Origin of the sequence: Brevundimonas kwangchunensis (genome assembly GCF_039523815.1) — a bacterium.
Taxonomy (GTDB): Bacteria; Pseudomonadota; Alphaproteobacteria; order Caulobacterales; family Caulobacteraceae; genus Brevundimonas; species Brevundimonas kwangchunensis.
This window is the reverse complement of sequence record NZ_BAAAGA010000002.1, coordinates 109,438-131,864: the sequence shown is the minus strand read 5'-3', so window position 1 is coordinate 131,864 and position 22,427 is coordinate 109,438. Positions and strand designations below refer to the sequence as shown.

15 protein-coding genes are annotated in these 22,427 nt (G+C 68.8%); 8 read left to right on the top strand and 7 right to left on the bottom strand.

Annotated features, from left to right (window positions below):
• Nucleotides 1-7: 7 nt before the first annotated feature.
• Nucleotides 8-580 carry an OmpA family protein gene (locus ABDZ95_RS05510; RefSeq protein WP_343791503.1) on the bottom strand — a complete coding sequence of 191 codons (573 nt, stop codon included), beginning with the start codon at nucleotides 578-580 and terminating at the stop codon, nucleotides 8-10.
• A gap of 218 nt (nucleotides 581-798) precedes the next feature.
• Here ABDZ95_RS05510 and ABDZ95_RS05505 point away from each other — a divergent pair, with 218 nt between their 5' ends.
• From ABDZ95_RS05505 to ABDZ95_RS05490, 4 genes are all read left to right on the top strand, one after another.
• Nucleotides 799-1,617 carry a hypothetical protein gene (locus tag ABDZ95_RS05505; RefSeq protein ID WP_343791501.1) on the top strand — a complete coding sequence of 273 codons (819 nt, stop codon included), beginning with the start codon at nucleotides 799-801 and terminating at the stop codon, nucleotides 1,615-1,617.
• A gap of 43 nt (nucleotides 1,618-1,660) precedes the next feature.
• A complete protein-coding gene (locus ABDZ95_RS05500) occupies nucleotides 1,661-2,017 on the top strand; it encodes a hypothetical protein (RefSeq protein WP_343791499.1) in 357 nt (118 codons plus the stop codon).
• 116 nt (nucleotides 2,018-2,133) lie between these two features.
• Complete coding sequence (locus ABDZ95_RS05495; protein ID WP_343791498.1) at nucleotides 2,134-3,285, top strand: efflux RND transporter periplasmic adaptor subunit; 1,152 nt, start codon at nucleotides 2,134-2,136, stop codon at nucleotides 3,283-3,285.
• 2 nt (nucleotides 3,286-3,287) lie between these two features.
• Nucleotides 3,288-6,446 carry an efflux RND transporter permease subunit gene (locus ABDZ95_RS05490; protein ID WP_343791497.1) on the top strand — a complete coding sequence of 1,053 codons (3,159 nt, stop codon included), beginning with the start codon at nucleotides 3,288-3,290 and terminating at the stop codon, nucleotides 6,444-6,446.
• 67 nt (nucleotides 6,447-6,513) lie between these two features.
• On the opposite strand, the gene ABDZ95_RS05485 is transcribed toward ABDZ95_RS05490, so the two are convergent.
• Together ABDZ95_RS05485 and ABDZ95_RS05480 are read right to left on the bottom strand one after the other, a co-directional pair.
• Complete coding sequence (locus ABDZ95_RS05485; RefSeq protein ID WP_343791496.1) at nucleotides 6,514-8,352, bottom strand: hypothetical protein; 1,839 nt, start codon at nucleotides 8,350-8,352, stop codon at nucleotides 6,514-6,516.
• A gap of 10 nt (nucleotides 8,353-8,362) precedes the next feature.
• Nucleotides 8,363-9,088, bottom strand: coding sequence for a DUF305 domain-containing protein (locus ABDZ95_RS05480; protein WP_343791495.1), 726 nt, complete (start codon nucleotides 9,086-9,088; stop codon nucleotides 8,363-8,365).
• Between the two features lie 208 nt (nucleotides 9,089-9,296).
• On the opposite strand from ABDZ95_RS05480, the gene ABDZ95_RS05475 reads away from it, so the two are divergent.
• Nucleotides 9,297-10,391: a gluzincin family metallopeptidase gene (locus ABDZ95_RS05475; protein WP_343791494.1), complete on the top strand. Its 1,095-nt coding sequence runs from the start codon at nucleotides 9,297-9,299 to the stop codon at nucleotides 10,389-10,391.
• A 15-nt stretch (nucleotides 10,392-10,406) separates the two neighbouring features.
• Here the strand turns inward: ABDZ95_RS05475 and ABDZ95_RS05470 are convergent, their stop codons facing one another.
• The 3 genes from ABDZ95_RS05470 to dcm are packed head-to-tail and all read right to left on the bottom strand — an operon-like array spanning nucleotide 10,407 to nucleotide 13,258.
• Nucleotides 10,407-11,621: a type II restriction endonuclease gene (locus ABDZ95_RS05470; protein ID WP_343791492.1), complete on the bottom strand. Its 1,215-nt coding sequence runs from the start codon at nucleotides 11,619-11,621 to the stop codon at nucleotides 10,407-10,409.
• The gene (locus tag ABDZ95_RS05465; protein WP_343791490.1) at nucleotides 11,608-12,072 is read right to left on the bottom strand and encodes a very short patch repair endonuclease; all 465 of its coding nucleotides are present in this window, start codon (nucleotides 12,070-12,072) and stop codon (nucleotides 11,608-11,610) included. Before ABDZ95_RS05465 ends, ABDZ95_RS05470 begins: the two co-directional genes overlap by 14 nt.
• Entirely contained in the window at nucleotides 12,065-13,258 is a 1,194-nt protein-coding gene (gene dcm, locus ABDZ95_RS05460; protein ID WP_343791488.1) for a DNA (cytosine-5-)-methyltransferase, read from the bottom strand. Before dcm ends, ABDZ95_RS05465 begins: the two co-directional genes overlap by 8 nt.
• Nucleotides 13,259-13,420: 162 nt before the next feature.
• On the opposite strand from dcm, the gene lepA reads away from it, so the two are divergent.
• The 3 genes from lepA to ABDZ95_RS05445 all read left to right on the top strand — a co-directional run bounded on the left by lepA (nucleotide 13,421) and on the right by ABDZ95_RS05445 (nucleotide 19,689).
• The gene (lepA, locus tag ABDZ95_RS05455) at nucleotides 13,421-15,229 is read left to right on the top strand and encodes a translation elongation factor 4 (RefSeq protein ID WP_343791486.1); all 1,809 of its coding nucleotides are present in this window, start codon (nucleotides 13,421-13,423) and stop codon (nucleotides 15,227-15,229) included.
• A 187-nt stretch (nucleotides 15,230-15,416) separates the two neighbouring features.
• Entirely contained in the window at nucleotides 15,417-16,571 is a 1,155-nt protein-coding gene (locus ABDZ95_RS05450) for an efflux RND transporter periplasmic adaptor subunit (protein WP_343791484.1), read from the top strand.
• A 16-nt stretch (nucleotides 16,572-16,587) separates the two neighbouring features.
• Nucleotides 16,588-19,689, top strand: coding sequence for an efflux RND transporter permease subunit (locus ABDZ95_RS05445; RefSeq protein ID WP_343791482.1), 3,102 nt, complete (start codon nucleotides 16,588-16,590; stop codon nucleotides 19,687-19,689).
• Nucleotides 19,690-19,749: 60 nt separating this feature from the next.
• Here the strand turns inward: ABDZ95_RS05445 and ABDZ95_RS05440 are convergent, their stop codons facing one another.
• Nucleotides 19,750-22,356: a TonB-dependent receptor gene (locus ABDZ95_RS05440; protein ID WP_343791480.1), complete on the bottom strand. Its 2,607-nt coding sequence runs from the start codon at nucleotides 22,354-22,356 to the stop codon at nucleotides 19,750-19,752.
• Between the last annotated feature and the right edge of the window lie 71 nt (nucleotides 22,357-22,427).

Below are 22,427 nucleotides of genomic sequence, written 5' to 3'. Positions count from 1 at the left end.
GGATGTCCTAGCTCAGGACGACGATGGCGACGCGACGATTCTGCGCGCGGCCCTCGCGGGTGTCGTTCGAGGCGACCGGAGCCTCCTCGCCGTACGAGATGGTGGCCATCCGGTTCAGGGCGACGCCCTGACGGCTCAGCGAGCGACGAACAGCCTCGGCGCGGGCGGCGCCCAGTTCCTCGTTGCCGGCGGTCGTACCGGTCGAGTCCGTATAGCCCTGGATCTCGAGATAGACGTTGCGGTTCTCGCTGCGCAGGCGCTGGGCCAGTTCGGCGAGGCGCTGTTCGGCTTCCGGCGACAGGGCGTGGCGGTTGGTCGGGAACTTCACCGAGTCGTCCGAAAGGACGACCTCGTAGAGGAACTTGCCTTCGGCGAGCTTGTGCGCGGCGTTGGCGCGCTCGAGGGCCTGCCCGGCGGTGCCTTCGACACCGGTCACGCGGGTGTCGACCTCGGTCACCCGCGCATCCACGATTGCGTTCTGGTCACGCACGAAGCGGTGGCTGGCGCAGCCGCTCGCCGCGACGCTGGCCGCAAGGATTACGCCGGTCAGGGCCGTCAGCCTGAGTTTCGATCGGTTCAAGGTCCGTCTCCATTCGTCATGGGGGCGCCCACCCCCCGGAAGTTTTCCCGATCCTGACAGCTACGGTGGGAGTCACGGCGACGTGATGACGCGATCAGGGCCAGATTCCGGCAGCTTGACCATTGTAATAGCCAAGCTTTTCAGCGCGACGGGCGCCTTTTTCCTGACGTTTCAGGCGCCCATCGTCCGCGACCTTCGAAGGACGGCGCGGAGACCGCATGACCGGGAAGAAGCCCAAGGCGAACCGATCCGGCGCGCGCTGGGCGGCGGGAGCGATCAGCGTCGGCCTGCACATGGGCGTGCCCCTGCTGCTGCTTCTGGTCCCCGCCGAACCGACGCCGAGGCCAGAACCGGCGGCCGAGCCGATCCTCGTCGATCTGTTCACCCCGCCGCCCCCGCCTCCGCCCCCGCCGGTTCCGGAGCCCGCGCCCGGCGAGGCGGCGCCCGAAGACGCCGGCGCCGCGTCAGGACCGCCGACGCCCGAACCGCCAGCGACGCCGCCTCCCCTGAGGCTGCGCGAAGCGCCGCCGACGCGGCAGGTTCCGCCGGTTCCCATCGCGCCCTCCACCGCGCCGCCCGCTCCAGTGCCCATGGCCTCTCTCAGCGCCGCCCAGCTTTCGGGCGCGGCGCGCGCAGGCTCGGGTTCCGGTCTCTCGGGTGGCGGCTCGGGCGGCGGCAACGGGAACGGCTCCGGTGGAGGCGGGGCCTGCGACATGGTCAAGCGATTGCAGGATGCGCTGCGCGACGACGACGATCTGCGCGTCGCGGTGGCTCAGGCCCATGGCGACCTCGCCTCCAGCAGCCGTGCCCTGCTGATCTGGGACGGCGACTGGATCCAGAACCCCGGTCAGGAGGGCAAGGGGCTGGCAGGACTGCGTCAGGCCATCGCCGCCGAGGTCGCCTTCTCCCCGCGCGAATGCCGGACCCAGGCCGTGCGCGGGCTGGTGCTGCTAACCCTGGCCGATGCGCCGGGCGCGCCGAAGGTGGCGCTGGGCACCGGGTCATGGCGCTGGAGCGACCTGACCGGCGCGCGCTAGTCGGTCGCAAGACAGCGGTCCCACGTCATGCTAGATCGCCCCCATGCCCGCCTCGCGCGACATCTTCCGACGCTATGGCTTCATCGGCGCCCTGCTGGTGATGCTGTTCGCCGTCGCTCAGCCCGTCTGGGCCGCGCCGTGCGAGCCTGCGCCGGTTGTTGCGGGCATCGAACAGAGCATCGCCACGGCCTCGACCACCGCCGATCCTTGCGCCGATGACTGTCAGGACTGCGCGCTCGCCTGCGCCCACGGCTGCTGCCATCCGCACGCCGCAGCGCTGATCGGAACGGCCTTCCCGCCCGTGCCCGCTGTCCGCTTCGCCCTGAGCGAAGGCTGGACCAATGCCGTGCCCGCGCCCCAGGGCCGGATCGCCGGCCCCGACCGACCTCCACGCGCCTGATCCCCGGCCGCGCCTCGCGCCCGGCCGACTGAACCCAGACCGCTGCGTACGCCTTCGCGTGCGCGGCTCCCTGCGACCTCAGGCCGATCCCGCGCGGATCGGCGGGACAGACGAGCATGAAGATCGAGAAACACTGGCTCATGACCGGAGCCGCCGTGGTGGCGGCGCTCGGCGTGGGCTTCGCGGCGGCCCGCATGCTGCCTGCGACCACCGCCTCGCCCGCCGCGGCGGAAGAAGGGCATAGCGAAGGGGAAGAGGGCGGCGGCCCCGTCGTCGCCCTGACACCCGAGGCCGCGGCGCAGGCCGGGGTCACCGTCATTGCCCTGCAGCGCGGCGGCGGGACCGAGCTGAAACTGCCCGGCCGCGTCGCCTTCGCGCCCGGAGCCGAGGCCTCCGTCGACGCCCCGTTGGCCGGGGCCGTCACGCGGGTCCACGTTGGCCTGGGCGACCGGGTGTCCATCGGTTCGCCGCTGGTCACCTTGCGCAGTCCCGAAGGCGCCGCGTCGCGCGCCACGGCCGACGCAGCGCAGGCCTCGGTCGACGCCGCCCGCGCCGCCGAGCGCCGCGACCGCACTCTGTTCGAACAGGGCTGGGTCTCGCAGGCGCGGCTGGACGTCACCGCCGCCGAGGCCCGCCGGGCTGAGGCCGAGCTGCGCGCCGCCCGCGCCCGCGTCGGCGCCTTCGGCGCCCCGGGCTCGAACGGCCTGACGGTCGTGCGCAGCCCCATCGCCGGAGTCGTCACCCGCCTCAGCGCCGCGCCCGGACAGGTGCTGCACGAGGAAGCCCTGCAGGTCGCCGCCGTCGCCGATCCGCGCCGGGTCGAGCTGGTGTTCGAAGCGCCGCCCTCGGCCGCCGACCTGATCCGCACCGGCGATACGCTGGAGAGCACCATCGCCGGATCGCAAGCCGTGACCGGCGTCGTCACCGCCGTCGCCCCGGCCAATGAGAACGGCGTCGTCATCGTCCGCGCCCGCGCAACCGGAGAGGTCCCGCCGGCCGGCTCGGTCGTGTCGGCCCGGGTCTCGGCCGGGACCGGGACGGGCGCCTGGTCCGTGCCGCTGGACGCCGTGCAGACGGTCGAGGGTGTCGCCTCGGTCTTCGTCGTCGAGGCCGACGGCTTCCGGGCCCGGCCTGTCGTCACGGGTCGGGCGTCTGATGGACGCATCGAAATCCTGTCCGGCCTGACCGGAACCGAGCACATCGCCGGCGCCGGCGCCTTCCTGCTCAAGGCCGAACTGGCCAAGGGCGAAGCGGACCACGGGCACTGACCATGCTGGACCGCATCATCGACGCCTCCGTCCGGTTCCGCTGGTTCGTCATCGCCATCGCCTTCGTGCTCGCCCTGCTGGGCGCGCGCGAACTGATGAAGCTGCCGATCGACGCCGTGCCGGACATCACCAACCGGCAGGTCCAGATCACCACCGTCGCCCCCGCGCTGGGGCCGGAGGAGGTGGAACGGCAGGTGACCTTCCCGCTGGAGACCGCGCTGGCCGGCCTGCCCGGCCTGACAGAGACCCGCTCCCTGTCCCGGCACGGCTTCTCGCAGATCACCGCCGTCTTCACCGACAGCGCCGACATCTATTTCGCCCGCAACCTGGTGAACGAGCGCCTGCAGGCTGCGCGCGAGGACCTGCCCGAGGGGCTGACGCCCTCGATGGGTCCAGTCGTGACCGGTCTGGGCGAGGTCTACATCTGGACGCTGGAGTTCACCGGCGCCGCCGCCCGGCCGGGCGTCGCCTATGTGATGCCCGAGGGCGAGCGGCTGGTCACCGATCAGGAGAAGGCGACCTACCTGCGCACCGTTCAGGACTGGATCGTCGCGCCCCAGCTGAGGACCGTGCCCGGCGTCGCCGGCGTGGACGTGCTGGGCGGCTATGTGAAGGAATACGCCATCCATCCCGACCCGGCGCGACTGGCCGCCTATGGCGTCGGTCTGGTGCAACTGGTCGAGGCGCTGGAGCATGCCAACCGCATCGCCGGCGCCGGCTACGTCAACCGCGCGGGCGAGGCCTACATCGTGCGCGCCGACGCCCGGGTGAAAAGCCTTCAGGAGCTGGCCCAGACCCCGATCCTGAACCGTGGCGGACAGGTCATCCGCGTGTCCGACGTGGCCACGGTCGAGATCGGACGCGCGCCTCGCCTCGGATCGGCCAGCGCCGACGGCCGCGAGACCGTCATCGGCACCGCCCTGATGCTGCAGGGCGAGAACTCCCGCACCGTGGCCGATCGCGTCGGCCGCAAGCTGGAGGAAATCGCGCCCAGCCTGCCGCCCGACGTCATCGTCCGCCCCGCTCTGGACCGAACCGAACTGGTCGAGGCGACGATCAAGACGGTCGAGCACAACCTGCTCGTCGGAGCCGGACTGGTCATCGCCGTGCTGTTCTTCGCCCTGGGCAATGTGCGCGCGGCGATCATCACGGCGCTGGTCATTCCACTGAGCTTCCTGTTCGCCGCCTCGGCGATGAACCGGTTCGGCATCAGCGCCAATCTGTTGAGCCTCGGGGCGCTCGACTTCGGCCTGATCGTCGACGGGGCCGTGGTGGTGATCGAGAACACCCTGCGCCGCCTCGGCCTGAAGCGGGAGGAGACCGGACGCGCCCTGACCGTGTCGGAGCGCCTGTCCGTCGCCGCCGCCTCGGCGCGCGAGATGGCCCGGCCCGCCGCCTTCGGTCAGGCGATCATCCTGCTGGTCTACGCCCCCCTGCTGATGTTCGAGGGCGTCGAGGGCAAGATGTTCGGCCCGATGGCGATCACGGTCATGCTGGCCCTCGCCGGCGCCTTCGTCCTCAGCTTCACCTTCGTGCCGGCCATGGCCGCCCTGTGGGTCAAGGAGCCGAAGGCGGACCACGAGGAGACCCGCCTGACCCGCGCGGCCAAGGCGCGCTACACGCCGATCCTTCGCGCCGCCGTCGCCCGTCCGAGGGCCGTGCTCGCCGGCGCCGGCGTGGCCCTGCTGGCGGGGCTGATGGCCTTCCTGATGCTGGGCCGCGAGTTCGTGCCGACGCTGGATGAGGGCGATGTGCTGGTGCAGGCCCTGCGCGTGCCCTCCACCTCGCTGGAGCAGAGTCAGGAGATGCAATTCCGCGTCGAGCGGACCCTGATGGCCCAGCCCGAGGTGTCGCATGTCTTCACCCGCACCGGCACGGCCGAGGTGGCGTCCGACCCCATGCCGCCGTCGATCTCGGACACCTTCGTCATGCTGAAGCCGCGCGCGGAATGGCCCGACCGCAGCGTGACCAAGGCCGAACTGGTCGCGCGCATGGAAACCGAGCTGCGCAAGCTGCTGGGCAATGAGTACGAGTTCACCCAGCCCATCGAGATGCGGTTTAACGAACTGATCGCGGGCGTCCGCTCGGACGTGGCGGTCAAGGTCTATGGCGACGACTTCGCCGCCATGAGCCGCACGGCCGAACAGGTCGCCGGCATCCTGCGCGGCATCGAGGGGGCGGCGGACGTGCGGGTCGAGCAGATCTCCGGCCAGCCGACCATCACCGCCACCGTCGACCGAACCGCAGCCGCAGCGCAGGGCGTCCACGCCAGTGATGCGGCCGACGCCCTGGCTATCGGTCTGGCGGGACGGCAGGCGGGTCAGGTCAACGAGGGCGACCGGCGCTTCGACGTCGTCGTGCGCTTGGCCGACGACCTGCGCAATGACCCGGTGATCATGACCCAGCTGCCAGTCATGCCCGAGGACGCAGCGGCCGGCGCGCCGGTCATCCCCCTGTCCTCCGTCGCCCGTTTCGACACGGCCGAGGGGCCGAACCAGATCAGCCGCGAGAACGGCAAGCGCCGCATTGTGGTGCAGGCCAACGTTCGCGGCCGCGATCTGGGCGGCTTCGTGCGCGAGGCCCAGGCGGCCGTGGCGAAGGACGTCCGTCCACCGGCCGGCGGCTGGCTTGACTGGGGCGGCCAGTTCGAGAACCTCGAACGGGCGTCGGCGCGACTGGCCCTGATCGTCCCCATCGTCTTCCTGACCATCGGAGCCCTGCTGGTCATGGCCTTGAGATCGTGGCGGGACGCGGCGCTGGTCTTCGCCGGGGTGCCTCTGGCCCTCGTCGGCGGCGCGCTGGCGCTGGCCGCGCGGGGCATGCCCCTGTCGATCAGCGCGGCGGTCGGCTTCATCGCCGTGTCCGGGGTCGCGACCCTGAACGGGCTGGTGCTGATGCAGGCCATCCGCCAGCGGCTGGACGCCGGCGCTCCGCCCCTCGAGGCCGCGGTCGAGGGCGCCACGGCGCGCCTGCGCGCGGTGATCACCACGGCGCTGGTAGCCGTCCTCGGCTTCGTGCCGATGGCCTTCGCCTGGGGCCCGGGCGCCGAGGTGCAGAAACCGCTGGCCACCGTCGTCATCGGCGGCCTGACCACGGCGACGGTGCTGACCCTTCTGGTCCTGCCGGTGCTGGCCTCGCTGGCCCGGCCTCAGCCGCGATAAGGCCCTCAAACGAAAACGGCGGGGCCGAGGCCCCGCCGTTCATCGTCGTTATCCGCTGACCCTCGGATCAGGCCGACAGTCGCTGGAACACCGCAGCGAGGGCGGTGATCCGGGCGCGGTTGACCGTAGTGGCCTTCTCGGCGGCGGCGGTCAGGCTGCTGGCCACGGCGGCGGCGTTCCGCTTGTTGGCGCGACCGTTGCGCCAACCGGTGATCGCCTCGCCGGCCTGACCGGCCAGTGCGCCCTCAAGTGCGTTGGAGCGGTTCAGCTGGTCCAGATAGGCCTGGGCCACATCCGGCGAGTCTTCCCAGTTGATGCGGGTCTGCAGCTGCGGGTTGATCTCCCCGGCCATGACGCTTTCGGCCACGGCGATCTCGGCGGCCGACAGCTGGTCGGTCGGCTCCAGCTTCAGCACGTCCAGACCGCGGGCGATCTCGCTGGAGTAGATCCGGCCGTTGAACCAGTAGGCCGACCACGAACCGCCGACGTACAGGCGCTCGCTGCTGATCGGGCCGCGGTCGAAGTAAGCGATCTCCATCGGACGCGCCGGATCGGTGAAGTCCATGATCGAGACGCCGCCCTGGTACCAGGCCTGCACCATCAGGTCGCGGCCGGGGACCGGGATCAGATTGCCGTTGTGGGCGACGCAGTTCTCGGTCGCGCCCTGCGCTGACGGCAGCTTGAAGAAACTGCGGCCGGTCAGGGTGCGGTTCTCGATCGTGGCGATCATGTTGGCGCCCCAGGTCGCCGGGTCCTCGGCCCGGCAGCGTGCGCCGATGCCGCCGCCCCACTCGTCGGTGAAGACGACCTTGTCGCCGGCGTTGTTGAACGTCGCCGAGTGCCAGTAGGCCATGTCCGGATCGAAGATGTCCGAGGTCCGGCGCGGGTTCTCGGGGTCCGAGATGTCCAGCAGGATGCCGTTGCCGCTGCAGGCGCCGCCGGCCAGACCGATCTCCGGATAGACGGTGATGTCGTGGCACTGGTTGGTCTGCGCGGTGTTCTGGCTGGCGATGCCGGCGCGGCCGCCGCGCCACAGGCCGGCGACGCGGCCCGTCGTTGCGTCGGCGAAGATGCGCGGGCGGTTGACGATCCGCGCGGCCGAAGGATTGTCCAGCTCGACCTTGATCACATCAATCGAGAACAGGGCCGTCTCGGGGTTCTGGTCCGGCTGGCCGTCGGTGCAGATGTCCAGCTCGGCGGTCTTGCGGACGTCGGCCGTGCCCTGACCGTAGACGTACAGGACGTTGGCGTCGGTCGGATGCGGCAGCAGGGTGTGGGTGTGCGAGCCGCGGCAGGTCTGGACCGCCGCGATCTGGCGCGGGGCGTTCAGGTCGCTGATGTCGAAGATGCGCACGCCGCGGAAGCGCTCGGCCAGCGTCTCGCCATCGGTCGTGGCCGTGCCGCAATCCAGACGGCCGCGGTTCTCCTCGACCGACATGAACAGCAGGTTGCCGTGCACCGACACGTCGCCCTGACCGCCGGGGCAGACCACCGACATCACCAGCCGGGGCTCGCCGCCCGAGATGTCATAGGCGTTGAAGCCGTTGAAGTTGCCGACGAACAGCTTGCCGTTCGACACGGCGAGGTCGGTGTTGGCCATGCCCAGCGGGCTGAAGCCCGGATTGCCGCGCGCCGACGCCATCATGGCCTCGCCCTCCTCGCGGTTGCGCGGCGGAGAGAACATGGTTTCCGAGGTGCTGAAGCCCGGCGCGTGCGGCAGGGCGTATTCCAGCGTCATCCCGCGCGTCGCCTGCGCGGCGTCGGTCAGCCCGGCCGACAGGGCCGAGCGCGCGTCGGCCTGGATGGTCTGGGCCTGTGGCGGGGCGGCCTGGGCGAGCGCGGCGCTCCCCGCGGCCAGAACGCTCAGCGCGGCGGCTGAGGAAAGCAGAAGGCTGCGAACGGTCATGGCCGGACTTTCAGTGATGATGATCGTGGGAATGGGAAGGGGCGGAAGGGTCGGCGGGTCCGAGGTCGGACAACAGGGACTGCATGCGCAGGATCTCGGCCGACTGGTCGGCGACGACGGCGGCGGAGAAGTCGCTCAGCATCGTGTCCTCGGCCGCGTCGGGGGTCGCCATCAGGTCGCGGACCATGTCGATGGCCCCCTGATGGTGCTGGATCATGCCCGTCAGGAACAGGCGGTCGAACTCGGCCCCGCTGGCGGCGGCCAGCGCGCGCATCTGGCGGGGCGTCAGCATGCCGGCCATGACCGGGGTGTCCTCCGGGCTGGGCGCACCATGGCCGGCGTGCGCGCCGTGGTCCATGCCGGCATGTCCGCCATGCGCGCCGTGATCCATGCCCGGCATCTCCAGCGGAAGTCCCCGCCCGGTCAGCCAGCCGCGCATCAGCTCCATCTCCGCCTCCTGGCTGAGAGCGATGCGGCGGCCCAGCAGGTTGACGCGGGCGTTCTCCCCGCGAGTCGTCTGCAGCGCCACCATCTCCACCGCCTGGGCGTGGTGGACGATCATGTGCTGCATGAAGGCGACGTCGGCGGGGGTGAAGGTCGAGCGCCCCAGCGCCCGCGCCTGCTCGGCGGTGATGACCCGCGACGGCGCGCCCGGCGCGCCGGGCTGGAAGATCGGCGGCGGCGTCTGCTGCCCCGCGATCACGCCCGCCAGAATGAGTCCCGCAACGCCGTACACCCACGCACCTCCCTGTCGCCCTCCCCCGAGGACGGGCGCAGACTAGGGGCCGACCTTCACCGGGGGCAAGGCCGTTAGTCCCGAGCCCGCATTACTTATTGGTCAGGCGCCCGCGTTTTCGCTCCCCATCCTGCGACCGAAGGCCGTCCTGCGCCGTCGAGCGGCGCCGCAACGGGCGCATGCTGCCCGCCCCGAACGGAGGCGCGCCATGCCGATCCGCCTGACCCATCCCGCCGCCGTCGCCGGCCTCGTTCTGGCCCTGACGCTCGCCGCCACAGCCCCGCCCGCCGCCCGCGCCGACACCTCCGCCGCCGCCAGACGCGTGGCCGATCTGCGCGCCAGCCTGACCGACGTCCGCACGATCGAGGCTCGCGGCCTGCAGCCCCTCGCCGCAGACCTTCAGGCCATCGCCGCCCTCGCCGACCGCACGGCGATCTCGGCCTGGCTGGGGGCGGAGATGCGGCTGGCCCGGCCCGACGCGGACGCCGAAGCCCCCGGCGACGCCCTCCCCGCCCTCGCCTTCGTCCCCGATCCGGACGGCGGCATCGCCCTGCTGCCCGAGCTGCACCCCGGCGGTCCGGCCCTGTGGGTGGAGGAGTTGCTGAGGGAGGGCGCCGTCAGCGCCGGCGTCCTGCACCGCTGGCACGCCACCCATATTCTGGAGCTGACCGGCCTCGACGCCCCCGCCGCCCGCGCCGACCGGGTGCTCGCTCTGGAGATCGCACTGGCCCGCTCACTGGCCCGCGCCCTCGCGGACGATGCGTCACCCCCGGAATCCCCCGCCTCCGTCGTCTGGACCCGGGCGGAGCTGGAGGCCCGCGCCCCCGGCATGGACTGGAGCGCCTTCCTGACCGCCGCCGGTCTGGCCGACAGCCCCCGCATCGCCGTGCGCCGGCCTCAGGCCCTCGCCGCCCTGTCCGCCCGTGTCGCCGACCAGCCCCCGGCCGTCTGGCGCGACTGGCTGACCTTCCATCACCTGAGGCGGCACGAGCCCGTCCTGCCCCTCGCCTTCCGGCAGGCCTTCGCCCAGGCCGAGGAGGGGCTGCTGTCCTCCGTCCTCGCGAGCCCGCCCCCACGCCGCGAGGTCGCCGACCGCGCCGTCGCCGCCCTGCTCCCCGCCGACCTCGACCGGCTGGAGCGCGACGGGCGGGACCCCGACCGCCTCCGCCCCCGCCTGCCCGTCACCGCCCCCGTCATCCGCCTCGACGAGGCCTACGCCAACATCCGCCGCGCCGACACCCACGCCCTGACCTGCACCCACCTCCGCGCCCGCTCGGGTTTGCCGCGGGGGAGGGCGTGTTGAGGGGCGTGGGTCATGTCAGGCGAGCGTGCGGACTTCGTAGATGAAACTGTCCAGCGTCATCAGCTCGGAGCGAATGTCCTGCGGGTACTTGTCGATCAACGCTGCCGGCACGACGAGTTGGACGTTCGCCGCTTTCATCTCTGCGAACTGGCTGGCCGAGACCCCCTCCTGCAGTGTGAGCAGGTGCTTGGTCTGAACCCTGTCCGCCTCATTCAGAATCTGGCGCCATCGATCACGCGCGGTCGTCTTGGCCGCGAGCATCCTGAGACGGTCCGCAGGAAAGGATGGGTCTGAGTAAGCCTGAGCCGAGGGAAACAGGAAATCCGGCTTCTTGCCGTTCTCAGACTGTCCGCCGTGGCTGAAGGAAAGCCCATCAACCAAGCCCTCCTCGATAAATATCTCCCGGGCCTGCAGCTCAAGTGATCGTCCTGATCGCGATTTTCGTCTCTGAAGGATGGTTTGCGCCAGCCCGAGGAACTGACCGAGGCCTGCGAAGCCCGCCGCGACCTTCGGCGCCTCGACCGCCTCCTCGACAGCCTTGAAAATCTCGAACTCGCAGTCGCGCCGACGCAGGAGCCGGACGTCCGGCTTCTCGCTTTGAAGAGGGCGCAACTCCACAGCCTTCCGGACGATATCCGCAGCCGACGGGAATCCCGTCAACCAGGAATCGGGCATCTGTGAAGGGCGTAGCTGGCATGATGCGAAGGCAGAGCCGGTCGAGAACAGATCAATCGGCTCCCCCGGCCGCCAGATCAGAAGCCGGCCAGGCTCTACTGGTCCGAGAACGTCTCCGAACACCTCATCCTCGTATCCGTCGCATACCCAGACATGCAGGGAACTGGCCGGACCTTCGGCGCCGTTCTCGAAAACGAAGACGGCCAGCGCGCCGGTACTGGCAGGATCGAGGACAGCTGAGTCTGCCCCACCCCATCCCGTGACCCGCGTCTCATTGCGCGTCTTCCCGAAGAGCTTCCCGTTGTACCAGATCGGCGTCACTGTCCGAACGTCAGGGTGGGAATCGATGAACGCCTCAAGGGCGACGCGAGGGTTCAGGACGCTCTCGTCGTGCAATGCCGGCAGCACGCGGAAGAGGAGATCCTTGGGGAAATAGGGGCCTGCCTGATGAGCCTTGGTTTGCAGGGTATCGTTGGCGGACAGGCGCTTCGCGAACCAGACATGCTCTGGCTGGGCGAACTGAGCGATCCAGTCAGGAAGGCTAGTCACCGGCATTGTCGTTCCCCCGAACCGATAGCGTCAGCACATCAGACACCAGCCAAGCCTGCAGAGTGTCCAGGACATCCGGCAGCTGCAGCCTGTGGCGCCCCTTGATCGCACATTCCCACACCGTCGCCACACGCCAGCCCTCGGCCACCAGCCGTTCTTCCGCCAGTCGGTCGACCTTCCGGTTCCGTGCGATCTTCGCCTGCCAGAACTCCGGGCGGGTCTTTGGCCATTTGAACAGATGGCAGTCATGGCCATGCCAGAAGCAGCCATGCACGAAGACTACCGCACGGTGCTTTGGCAGGCAGATATCCGGTTTGCCTGGCAGGTCGCAGTGCAGTCGGTAGCGGAAGCCGCGGGCGTGAAGCGCCTTGCGGATCAGCAATTCCGGCTTCGTGTTCTTGCCCCGGATGCCGGACATCATCCGGCTCCGGGTCGCCGGGTCGACGACGTCAGCCAACCGGAGCCTTCGGCGTCTTGCCCAGAGCGGCGAAGAGCGCGGGCTTCATATGTTCGGCCACCGCAGTGACAGCCGGCACGACGACCGAGTTGCCGAACTGACGATAGGCTTGGGTGTCCGACACCGGGATGACGAAGTCCGCCCCGCGGGGGCTGTCGAAACCCATCAAACGCGCGCATTCGCGCGGGGTCAGGCGGCGTGGCGCCGGCTTGTCGTCCTGCTTGATCAGGATTTCCGAGCCGTCCTTGTAATAGCGAGCCGACAGGGTGCGGGCGACGTCGTCCGGCCCGACCAGACCGAAACCGAAGCCGTTTCCGGCGGCTTGGTGCTTTTCCTTGTACCGCTGCAGATAGTTCCAGAGGTGATCGGTCAGGGTGTACTTATCCGCAACGCGGCCGGAGTTGCCGACCGTGTATTTTTGGTCCGGAATCTCGCTCTCGTCGCCTTCGCGATGGAGGATTTCAACCAACCTCGGCGCGGCGTCCGGCATCTTCATATCCGCGAAGCGGAAGCCCTGATCCTCGCGGAAGCCGACGATGAAAATCCGTTCGCGATGCTGTGGCGTCCAATGCCGGCCATCGATGACGCGGAAGTCGATCGTGTAGCCGAGCTCGTCCTTGAGGACTTCCTTGATCTTCTGGAATGTTCTGCCCTTGTCATGACCGACGAGGTTCCGGACGTTCTCGAGCAAAAAAGCCGTCGGTTTGTGATGCGCGATGATGCGCGCCACGTCGAAGAAGAGCGTGCCTTGGGTCGTATCCGCAAAGCCGTGCGCCCGACCCAGCGCATTCTTCTTCGACACCCCTGCGATGGAGAACGGCTGACAGGGAAACCCCGCCAGGAGCACGTCGTGGGCCGGGATGTCCGCGACATCGACCTTGGTGATATCGCCGTTGATCTCGTGATCGTCGTTGGGGAAGTTCGCCCGATAGGTCTGCTGGCTATACTTGTCCCACTCGGACGTGAAGACGCATTGCCCGCCGATGGCCTCGAACCCGCGACGCAGCCCGCCGATCCCGGCGAACAGATCGATGAAGGTGAAGTCCGCCTCGGTCTCGTCCCGATGCGGACGAACCAGCTCAAGCTTCGGCGCCGGCTTAGCGTCGCGCTCGATGAAGCCCAGCTTCACCGCCTTGTCCGCGACCGCCTGGCCAGCCTGCTTCACCATGAGGGCATACTCCGACACGGCAAACTCCGCGCTCTCTCAGCCTGCCAGACTGCCGGGATTCCGCCAGGAGAACAAGATGAGAACGTTGGCAGGAACACGTCACCTGTAGATATCCGCTGTCAGTTGGACTTCGCCTCCCCGCTCGCGCTTTTCCGTCCGGCGTGCTAGGCGCGCCGGACCATGACGACCCCTCCGATCGAACGCATCCGCAACTTCTCCGTCGTTGCGCACATCGACCACGGCAAATCGACACTGTCGGACCGGCTGATCCAGGTCACCGGCGGCCTGACCGCGCGCGAAATGTCCGCTCAGGTCCTCGACAACATGGACATCGAGAAGGAGCGCGGGATCACCATCAAGGCGCAGACCGTGCGCCTGACGTACAAGGCCAAGGACGGGCTCGAGTATGTGCTGAACCTGATGGACACGCCGGGGCACGTCGACTTCGCCTATGAAGTCTCGCGCTCGCTGGCGGCGTGCGAGGGCTCGCTGCTGGTGGTGGACGCCTCGCAGGGGGTGGAGGCCCAGACGCTGGCCAACGTCTATCAGGCCATCGACAACAACCACGAGATCGTGCCGGTCCTGAACAAGATCGACCTGCCGGCCGCCGAGCCCGAGCGGGTGCGCGCCCAGATCGAGGACGTGATCGGCATCGACGCCTCGGACGCCGTCATGGCCTCGGCCAAGTCGGGCATCGGCATCGAAGAGGTGCTGGAGGCCATCGTCACCCGGCTGCCGGCGCCCAAGGGCGATGTGAACGCGCCGCTGAAGGCGATGCTGGTGGACGCCTGGTACGACCCGTACCTCGGCGTCGTGCTGCTGGTCCGCGTGTTCGACGGGGTGCTGAAGGCCGGGCAGAGGGTCAAGTTCATGCAGAACGGCTCGACCCATCTGGTCGACCGCGTCGGCGTCTTCCTGCCCAAGAACACCCCGGTCGAGAGCCTCGGGCCGGGCGAGGTCGGCTTCATCACCGCCCAGATCAAGGAAGTGGCCCACGCCGCCGTCGGCGACACCATCACCGACGAGAAACGCCCCACGGCCGAGCCGCTGAAGGGCTTCAAGGACGTGCAGTCGGTGGTGTTCTGCGGTCTGTTCCCGGTGGACGCGGCCGACTTCGAGGACCTGCGCGCGGCCATCGCCCGCCTGCGGCTGAACGACGCCAGCTTCACCTATGAGATGGAGAGCTCGGCGGCGCTGGGCTTCGGCTTCCGCTGCGGTTTCCTGGGCCTGCTGCACCTGGAGATCATTCAGGAGCGGCTGAGCCGCGAGTTCAACCTCGACCTGATCGCGACGGCGCCGTCGGTGGTCTACAAGATCAACCAGCGCGACGGCACGACCATCGACCTGCACAATCCGGCCGACCTGCCGGACGTGATGCAGATCCTCGAGATCGAGGAGCCGTGGATCAAGGCCGTGATCATGACGCCGGAGGAATACCTCGGCGGCGTCATCAAGCTGTGTCAGGACCGCCGCGGCGAGCAGAAGGAGCTGACCTGGGTCGGCACGCGCGCCATGGTCGTCTACGAACTGCCGCTGAACGAGGTGGTGTTCGACTTCTACGACCGGCTGAAGTCGATCTCGAAGGGCTATGCCTCGTTCGACTACGAGCTGACCGACTACAAGGCCGGCGATCTGGTCAAGATGAACATCCTCGTCAACGCCGAGCCGGTCGACGCCCTGTCGATGCTGGTGCACCGCGGTCGGGCCGAGACCCGCGGCCGCGGCATGGTCGAGAAGATGAAGGAGCTGATCCCTCCGCACATGTTCCAGATCCCGATCCAGGCCGCCATCGGCGGCAAGATCATCGCCCGCGAGACCGTCCGCGCCCTGCGCAAGGACGTGACCTCCAAATGCTACGGCGGCGACGCCACCCGGAAGAAGAAGCTTCTGGAGAAGCAGAAGGAAGGCAAGAAGCGGATGCGCCAGTTCGGCAAGGTCGAGATCCCGCAGGAAGCCTTCATCGCCGCGCTCAAGATGGACGAGGATTGATCGCGTTCCCCGCGACGTCCGCCACTGATTTCGTTACGGATTACTTCTTCTTAAGGCGTCGCTTTGCCCGTTTCGCGGGCGGGCGGAAATCTGTATTCAACGGCGGATGACAACCGGACGCCGTGATGCGGCGTTCCTCACGCATGGGCGGCGGGCTCCCTCCCCGTCGGCTTCAAGGGGATTCCACGTGTCGATCCGTATCCGTACCCGCTGGGCCGGCGCCGCCGTGGCGCTCATGACCGCAACCGTCGCGCTGGCCGCCTGTGGCGGGCATGGCGGGGAAGAAAAGGAGAAGGCTCCGGCAGGGACCCAGACGGTCAGCGTGCAGGTCGCCGCGACCGAGAACCTGCCGCGCTCGGTGACCGCCTCGGGCACGGTGTCCGCTTGGGAAGAGGTGCCGGTGGGCGCCGAGACCGGCGGGCTGGTCGCCACCGCCGTGCTGGTCGACGAGGGCGCCTATGTGCGGCAGGGCCAGCCTCTGGTGCAGATGAACACCGCCCTGCTGGACGCCCAGGTGCGCCAGCAGCAGGCCGCCGTGCAGACGGCCGAAGCCAATGCGGCGCGCGACGACGCGGCGCTGGGCCGGGCGCAGGAACTGAAGGAGCGCGGCTTCCTCAGCCAGGCGTCGCTGGACACGGCGCTGGCGAACCAGCGGGCGTCGCAGGCCAATCTGGCCGCCGCGCGCGCCTCGCTGGGCGAGACCCGCACCCGCCTGTCGCAGGCCACCATCCGCGCGCCCGTCTCGGGCCAGATCATCAGCCGCAGCGTGACCCGCGGCCAGATCATCGCCGCCGGGACCGAGCTGTTCCGCATGGTGCGCGACGGCCGGCTGGAGCTGGACGCCCAGGTGCCGGAGACGGAGCTGGCGCTGATCCGCTCGGGCCAGAGCGCCGAGATCACCTCCAGCCAGGCCGCGCCGACGACGGGCACCGTCCGCATCGTGACGCCCGAGGTGAACGCCGAGACCCGGCTGGGTCTGGCCCGCATCTCTCTGGCCCCCGGTTCGCAGCTGAAGCCCGGCATGTTCGCCCGCGCCCGCATCGACGCCGGCAGCGCCCCGGCCACGGTCGTGCCGACCGCGGCGGTCCTGTACCGCAACAACCGCGCGGGCGTGTTCGTCATGCAGAACGCCAACACCGTGCACTTCCAGCCGGTGACCGTGGTGAACCGCCAGCAGACGCGCACCGCCGTCTCGGGCCTGAACCCCGGCGCGCGGGTGGTGGTCGAGGGGGCGGGCTTCCTGAACGAGGGAGATCGCGTCCGGGTCGCCACGGCGGCTCCGGCGGCGCGTCAGCCGGCCGCAGCGGCCGCGCCGGCCGCCGCCCGCCCCGCAGCCAACTGATCGGAGGGAGAGCGTCATGAACCAGATCTCCTCCTGGTCCATCCGGAACCCGATCCCGATCATCCTGCTGTTCGTCCTGCTGACGCTGGGCGGGATGGTCGGCTTCATGGGGATGCGGATCAACAACAACCCCGACATCGACTTCCCGCTGGTGTCGGTCACGGCAGCCCGGCCGGGCGCCGCGCCGGCCGAGATGGAGGTGCAGGTCACCCGGCTGATCGAGGACTCGATCGCGGGCCTGTCCGGGGTGCGCCACATCTATTCGAACGTGTCGGACGGCGTGTCCTCGACGACCATCGAGTTCGAGCTGGGCACCGACACCGAGCGGGCGACCAACGACGTCCGCAACGCCATGAGCGGCGTGCGCGCCTCCCTGCCGCAGGACATGCAGGAGCCGACAGTCCAGCGCATCGACATCACCGGCGACGCCCTGATCACCTATGTGGTCCGCTCGCCGACGATGACGCCGGAAGAGATCAGCTGGTTCGTCGACAACGAGGTCAGCCGCGCCCTGCTGGCGCTGGGCGGCGTCGGCGAGGTGAACCGGTCGGGCGGCGTGGATCGTGAGATCCGGGTCGAGCTGGATCCCCAGCGCCTGTCCGCCTACAGCGTGACGGCCGCGGAGGTCAGCCAGGCGCTGACCAACGTCAACAACAACCTGCCCGGCGGCCGCGTGACCGTGGCCGGCTCGGAGCGGGCGGTGCGCACCATCGGCGCGGCGACCTCGGTCGAGCAGCTGCGCGAGACCCTGGTGCCGCTGGGCGACGGCAAGACCATTCGCCTGGGCAACCTCGGAACCGTCGAGGACAAGTGGAGCGAGCCGCGACGGATCGCCCGCTACGACGGTCAGGAAGCCGTGACCTTCAACTTCCTGCGCTCGCGCACGGCAAGCGAGGTCACCGTCTCGGCCAAGGTTCGCGACGAGGTGGCCAAGATCGACGAGGCGCACCCGGAGCTGACCATCGAGGAAGTCACCTCGAGCGTGAAGTACATCGAGGAGAGCTATCTCGCCTCGCTTGAAGCGCTGGGGCTGGGCGCCCTGCTGGCTGTGATCGTGGTGTTCATCTTCCTGCGCGACTGGCGGGCGACCCTGATCGCGGCGACGGCCATGCCGATGTCGCTGATCCCGACGTTCGCGATCATCGGGCCGATGGACCAGTCGCTGAACGTGGTGACCCTGCTGGCCCTTTCGCTGACCATCGGCATTCTGGTCGACGACGCCATCGTGGAGATCGAGAACATCGTCCGGCACATGCGGGACGGAAAGGCGCCCTATGACGCCTCGATCGAGGCGGCGGACGAGATCGGTCTGGCCGTCGTGGCGACGACCGGCACCATCATCGCCGTGTTCGCCCCGGTCGGCTTCATGCCAGGCATCATCGGCCAGTTCTTCAAGGCCTTCGCGCTGGCGGCCTGCATCTCGGTCTTCTTCTCACTGGTGGTGGCGCGGACGCTGACGCCGCTGATGGCCGCCTATCTGCTGCGCCACACCAAGCACGAGGACCGCGATCCGCCGTGGATGAACGGCTATCTGCGCAGCCTTCGCTGGTCGCTGGCCAACCGCTGGAAGGTCTTCTTCCTCGGCATCATCTTCCTGGTCGGCTCGGTCGCCCTGTCGGTCGCGGCGAAGATGTCGTTCGAGTTCATGTCGCCCGCCGACGAAGGCCGCGCGGCCTTCCAGGTGGAGACTCCGCCCGGATCGACCCTGGCCCAGACCGACGCCATCGTGCAGCAGGTCACCGAACGGCTGGAAGCGCGCCCTGAGGTGACGTCCGTCTATGCGGCCGTCGGCGGTCAGGACGTCAATCAGGCCAACATCTATGCGGACATGGTGCCCAAGGGTAAGCGCGAGCTGAGCCAGCAGGCCTTCGCCCGCGAAATGGTCGACGAGCTGAAAGCCATCCCCGGAGCCCGGATCCGGGCCGGCATCGCCCAGCAGGGCGGCGGACCGGGCGACGGCACCAGCTACACCTTCTCCATCCTGGGCGATAACCCGGCTACCCTCGAGGAGGCCGCCCGCAAGGTGGAAGAAGAGATGCGCGGGGTTCCGGGTCTGGCCAATGTGGTCAACACGGCCGCCATCGCGCGACCGGAGATCGTGGTCACGCCTCGCACGGACGAGGCCGCACTGGCCGGCGTGTCGGCAGCCTCGATCTCGCAGGCGGTGCGCGTGGCCACCATCGGGGACATCGACCAGAACCTGCCGAAGTACAATCTGGGCGACCGGCAGATCCCGATCCGCCTGCAACTGACGGAAGCGGCCCGCGAGGATCTGACGATCATCGAAAACCTGCGCGTGCCGGCCGCCGGCGGCGGACAGGTGCCGCTCAGCGCGGTCGCCGACGTCGCCTTCGGCGCCGGTCCGGCCACGGTCAGCCGTCAGGATCGTTCGCGGATCGCCTCGATCACCGCCGAACTGGACGGCATCACCACGGGCGCCGCCGGTCAGGCCGTGCAGCGCCTGCCCTCGGTGCAGAACCTGCCCGCGGGCGTGCGCCAGGTGCCGGCCGGCGATGCGGAGTTCATCCAGGAGATGGTCACCGGCTTCGCCATCGCCTTCCTGTCGGGCATCCTGCTGATGTACGCCGTGCTGACGCTCCTCTTTAAGAGCTTCGCCTATCCGGTGACCATCATGGCGGCGCTGCCTCTGGCCATCGGCGGGGCGTTCATCGCCCTGGTCATCGGGGGCAAGAGCTTCTCCATGTCCGCCCTGATCGGGGTGCTGATGCTGATGGGGATCGCGGCCAAGAACTCCATCCTGCTGGTCGACTATGTGATCATGGCCGAGAAGGACGGGATGAACCGGCACGAGGCCATCATGGACGCCGCCCACAAGCGGGCCCGTCCGATCCTGATGACCACCTTCGCCATGGGCGCGGGCATGGTGCCGATCGCCATCGGCATCGGCGCCGACGTCGAGTTCCGCTCACCCATGGCGGTGGCGGTGCTGGGCGGCCTGATCTCGTCGACCTTCCTGTCCCTGCTCTACATCCCGGCGATCTTCACCATCGTCGACGACATCGCGGGCTGGATGCGGCGTCAGGGCGGCAAGCTCTTCGCCGGTCAGCGCACCGTGCCGGGGCCGAAGGAGCCGAAGCCCGCCGATCTGAACGGCTGACAATAAAAGCCGGCCGGGGATCGCTCCCCGGCCGGTTCTGCTTTGAGCGCCCTGGTCGCCCTAGTAGCGGACGCGCAGGGTCAGCCCGTAGGTCCTCGGGTGAGCCAGGAAGGCGTTGTAGGTCAGGGTGTCCAGCGCCGGATTGTAGAAGGTGCCGTTCGGCTGCACCGTCGAGGCGAAGGCGTTGCCCTGGATGAAGCCGTTGTAGACGACCTGATAGTACTCCTCGTCCGTCAGGTTCTGGACCCAGAGCTCGCCGGTCCAGCGTTCGTCCTCGGTGCCCAGCGAGATCCGGCCGTTCAGGACCGTGTAGGCGTCCTGCATCTTGAACGGCAGCAGGTCCGAGCCTGTGTTGTACTCGCTGGTGTATTTGGCCGCGAGGCTGAAGCCGGCGCGCATGCCGTTGCCCACCGGCCGATCGAAGTTGATCGAGGCCGTGCCCGACACCTCAGGCGCGAACGAAGCGCGGTTCCCCGGCAGCAGCGAAAGCTGCGGGAAGTTGCCCGGGTTGGCCATGTCGGCGGCGGTGAACTCGCCGTACTTCGCATCGATGAAGGTCATGCCGCCCTGCAGGCTCAGCCCCTCGATCGGGGTGAACCACAGGAAGTCCATGTCCACGCCGCGCGACGTCAGCTCGGGGATCGACTCCACCACGAAGGAGGTGCCGAGGAAGGTGTTGAGCTGGAAGTCGGTAAACGTCTGGTCGAAGTAAGAGGCGTTCAGCAGAAGGGTGCGATCCAGCAGCGTCATCTTCACGCCGGCCTCGTAGCTGTCGACGACCTCCGACGGGAAGAACAGCGAACTGGTCGGGGTGATGCCCGACTGGACCCGGTCGAGGTTGTAGCCGAACGACTTGTAGCCGCGGGCGTACGACAGATAGGTCATGACCGACGGGTTGAACCGGTAAGACGCCTTGACCGTCCCGCTCAGCTGGTTGCCGTCGCGGGTCTCGTCGATGTCGCGGTTCTGGAAGGCCGAGTTGGTCCACGGCAGGCAGAAGCGGCCGAGGATGGCCGAGGTGTTGGCGCCCAGAACCGCGCCGATGGCTGCTGCGTTGGCCAGCGCGCCGTTACAGGCATTCTCGTTGCCCGGCGTGTTGCGCTGCGTGCCTTCGACGCTCTTGTCGTCCATCGTGTAGCGCAGGCCGAACGTGAGATCGAAGGCGTCGGTCACATGCCAGGTGTTGTTCGTGAAGACGGCGAACGAGGAGGAATCCTGGCTGTAGTCGTCCTCATATGCTCGGCCGATGGTGAAGCCGGGGCCGGTCGGCGCATTCGCCCCCGTACCTGTGCCGCCCGAGGTCAGGCAGCCCTGGAAGCCGGCCGCCGTCTGTCCCGCGCGCGTGAAGCAGCCGATGGTTCCGGGGCTCATCGGGATCGCCGGATTGATCTGATTGAGCTGGGACGTGATCAGCAGCGACATCATCGCCGTGTAGTCGGCGCCCATGTAGAAGGTGTCGCCCCGCTCGATGCTCTCGGCCGTGGCGAAAACGCCGAACAGCCAGTCGAGCTTGTCCGTACGGCCCGCCAGACGGATTTCCTGGCTGAGGTTATCGACGTCGTAGCCGAAGTTGCCGTCGTTGATCCGGTAGGCCAGATCCGCGCCGGTGTAGTCCGACTCCTGGCCGTTCGACGACGTCCAGCGGCGAATGGCGCTGATGGAGGTCAGCTGCGAGCCGCCGAACAGATCCGGCAAGTCGACGTTGGCCTCGATCGAGATGCCGCTGTCCTCGATCACCTGATCGCTGGCGCGGTTGGCGTAGGCCTGACGCGAATAGGGCAGCTTGCCGAAGCCGGCGGCCGGCGGACGCTGGCCCAGGCCGTTCGAAAGCGCATCAATGAACGGATAGGTCGGGCCGGTGCGAACCTGGACGCCCGTACAGCAGTACTCGTCGCGCGAGGAATAGTCGGCGATGACGCGAACCGAGGCGTTGTCGCTTGGCGTCCACAGCAACTGGCCGCGGACGGTCCAGAAGTCCTGGTTGTTGTCGTCGGTCTCGGTGCGCGGACCATCGCCGGTGTCGACATTGTAGAAGCCGTCGCGAACGCGGCGGCCGGCGTACAGGCGCATGGCCATCTGGTCGTTGATCGGCCCGGTGACGGAGCCGGCCGCGCCCATGGCGCCGTAGTTTCCGATGGTCAGCTCGGCGTTGTAGCCGGGCGTGAAGGACGGCGACTCGGTGATGATGTTGATGACGCCGGCCGAGGTGTTCTTGCCGAACAGGGTGCCCTGCGGTCCTTTCAGAACCTCGATGCGGCTGAGCTCGCCCAGATCGCCGAAGCCGACCGAGTTGCGCGAGCGATAGACGCCGTCGATCACGACGCCGACCGAGCTTTCCAGACCGGGGTTATCGCCCACGGTGCCGACGCCGCGAATACGGGCGGTCGTGGCGGCCTCGGACGAGTTGGAGGTCACCACCAGGCCCGGGGTGACGATCTGCAGGTCCTTGATGTCGCGGACGCCGGCGTCCTCGAGCATCTCTCCCGACAGGCTGGTGACCACGATCGGCACGTCCTGAAGGCTCTGCTCGCGCTTCTGGGCGGTGACAATGATGTCGTCGATGGTGGTGGGCCCGTCCTGGGCCGCGGCGGTTCCGGCCAGGCCGAAGGCGCAGGCGCCCACGACGGCGCCCGAAACGGTGGCGCGAAGAAGATTGATCAGACGCATGGCAGCTCCCCGGCATGGGGCGTCGTCATGACGGCGGCCCCGGCGTTTCCCTGTTCGCCGGCCACGCCTTG

Coding starts and splice junctions, on each gene's coding strand:
- ABDZ95_RS05475 (WP_343791494.1), top strand. CDS start 9,297: ATGCCGATCCGCCTGACCCATCCCGCCGCCGTCGCCGGCCTCGTTCTG.
- ABDZ95_RS05495 (WP_343791498.1), top strand. CDS start 2,134: ATGAAGATCGAGAAACACTGGCTCATGACCGGAGCCGCCGTGGTGGCG.
- ABDZ95_RS05440 (WP_343791480.1), bottom strand. CDS start 22,356: ATGCGTCTGATCAATCTTCTTCGCGCCACCGTTTCGGGCGCCGTCGTG.
- ABDZ95_RS05445 (WP_343791482.1), top strand. CDS start 16,588: ATGAACCAGATCTCCTCCTGGTCCATCCGGAACCCGATCCCGATCATC.
- ABDZ95_RS05470 (WP_343791492.1), bottom strand. CDS start 11,621: ATGCCGGTGACTAGCCTTCCTGACTGGATCGCTCAGTTCGCCCAGCCA.
- ABDZ95_RS05485 (WP_343791496.1), bottom strand. CDS start 8,352: ATGACCGTTCGCAGCCTTCTGCTTTCCTCAGCCGCCGCGCTGAGCGTT.
- ABDZ95_RS05500 (WP_343791499.1), top strand. CDS start 1,661: ATGCCCGCCTCGCGCGACATCTTCCGACGCTATGGCTTCATCGGCGCC.
- ABDZ95_RS05505 (WP_343791501.1), top strand. CDS start 799: ATGACCGGGAAGAAGCCCAAGGCGAACCGATCCGGCGCGCGCTGGGCG.
- ABDZ95_RS05490 (WP_343791497.1), top strand. CDS start 3,288: ATGCTGGACCGCATCATCGACGCCTCCGTCCGGTTCCGCTGGTTCGTC.
- lepA (WP_343791486.1), top strand. CDS start 13,421: ATGACGACCCCTCCGATCGAACGCATCCGCAACTTCTCCGTCGTTGCG.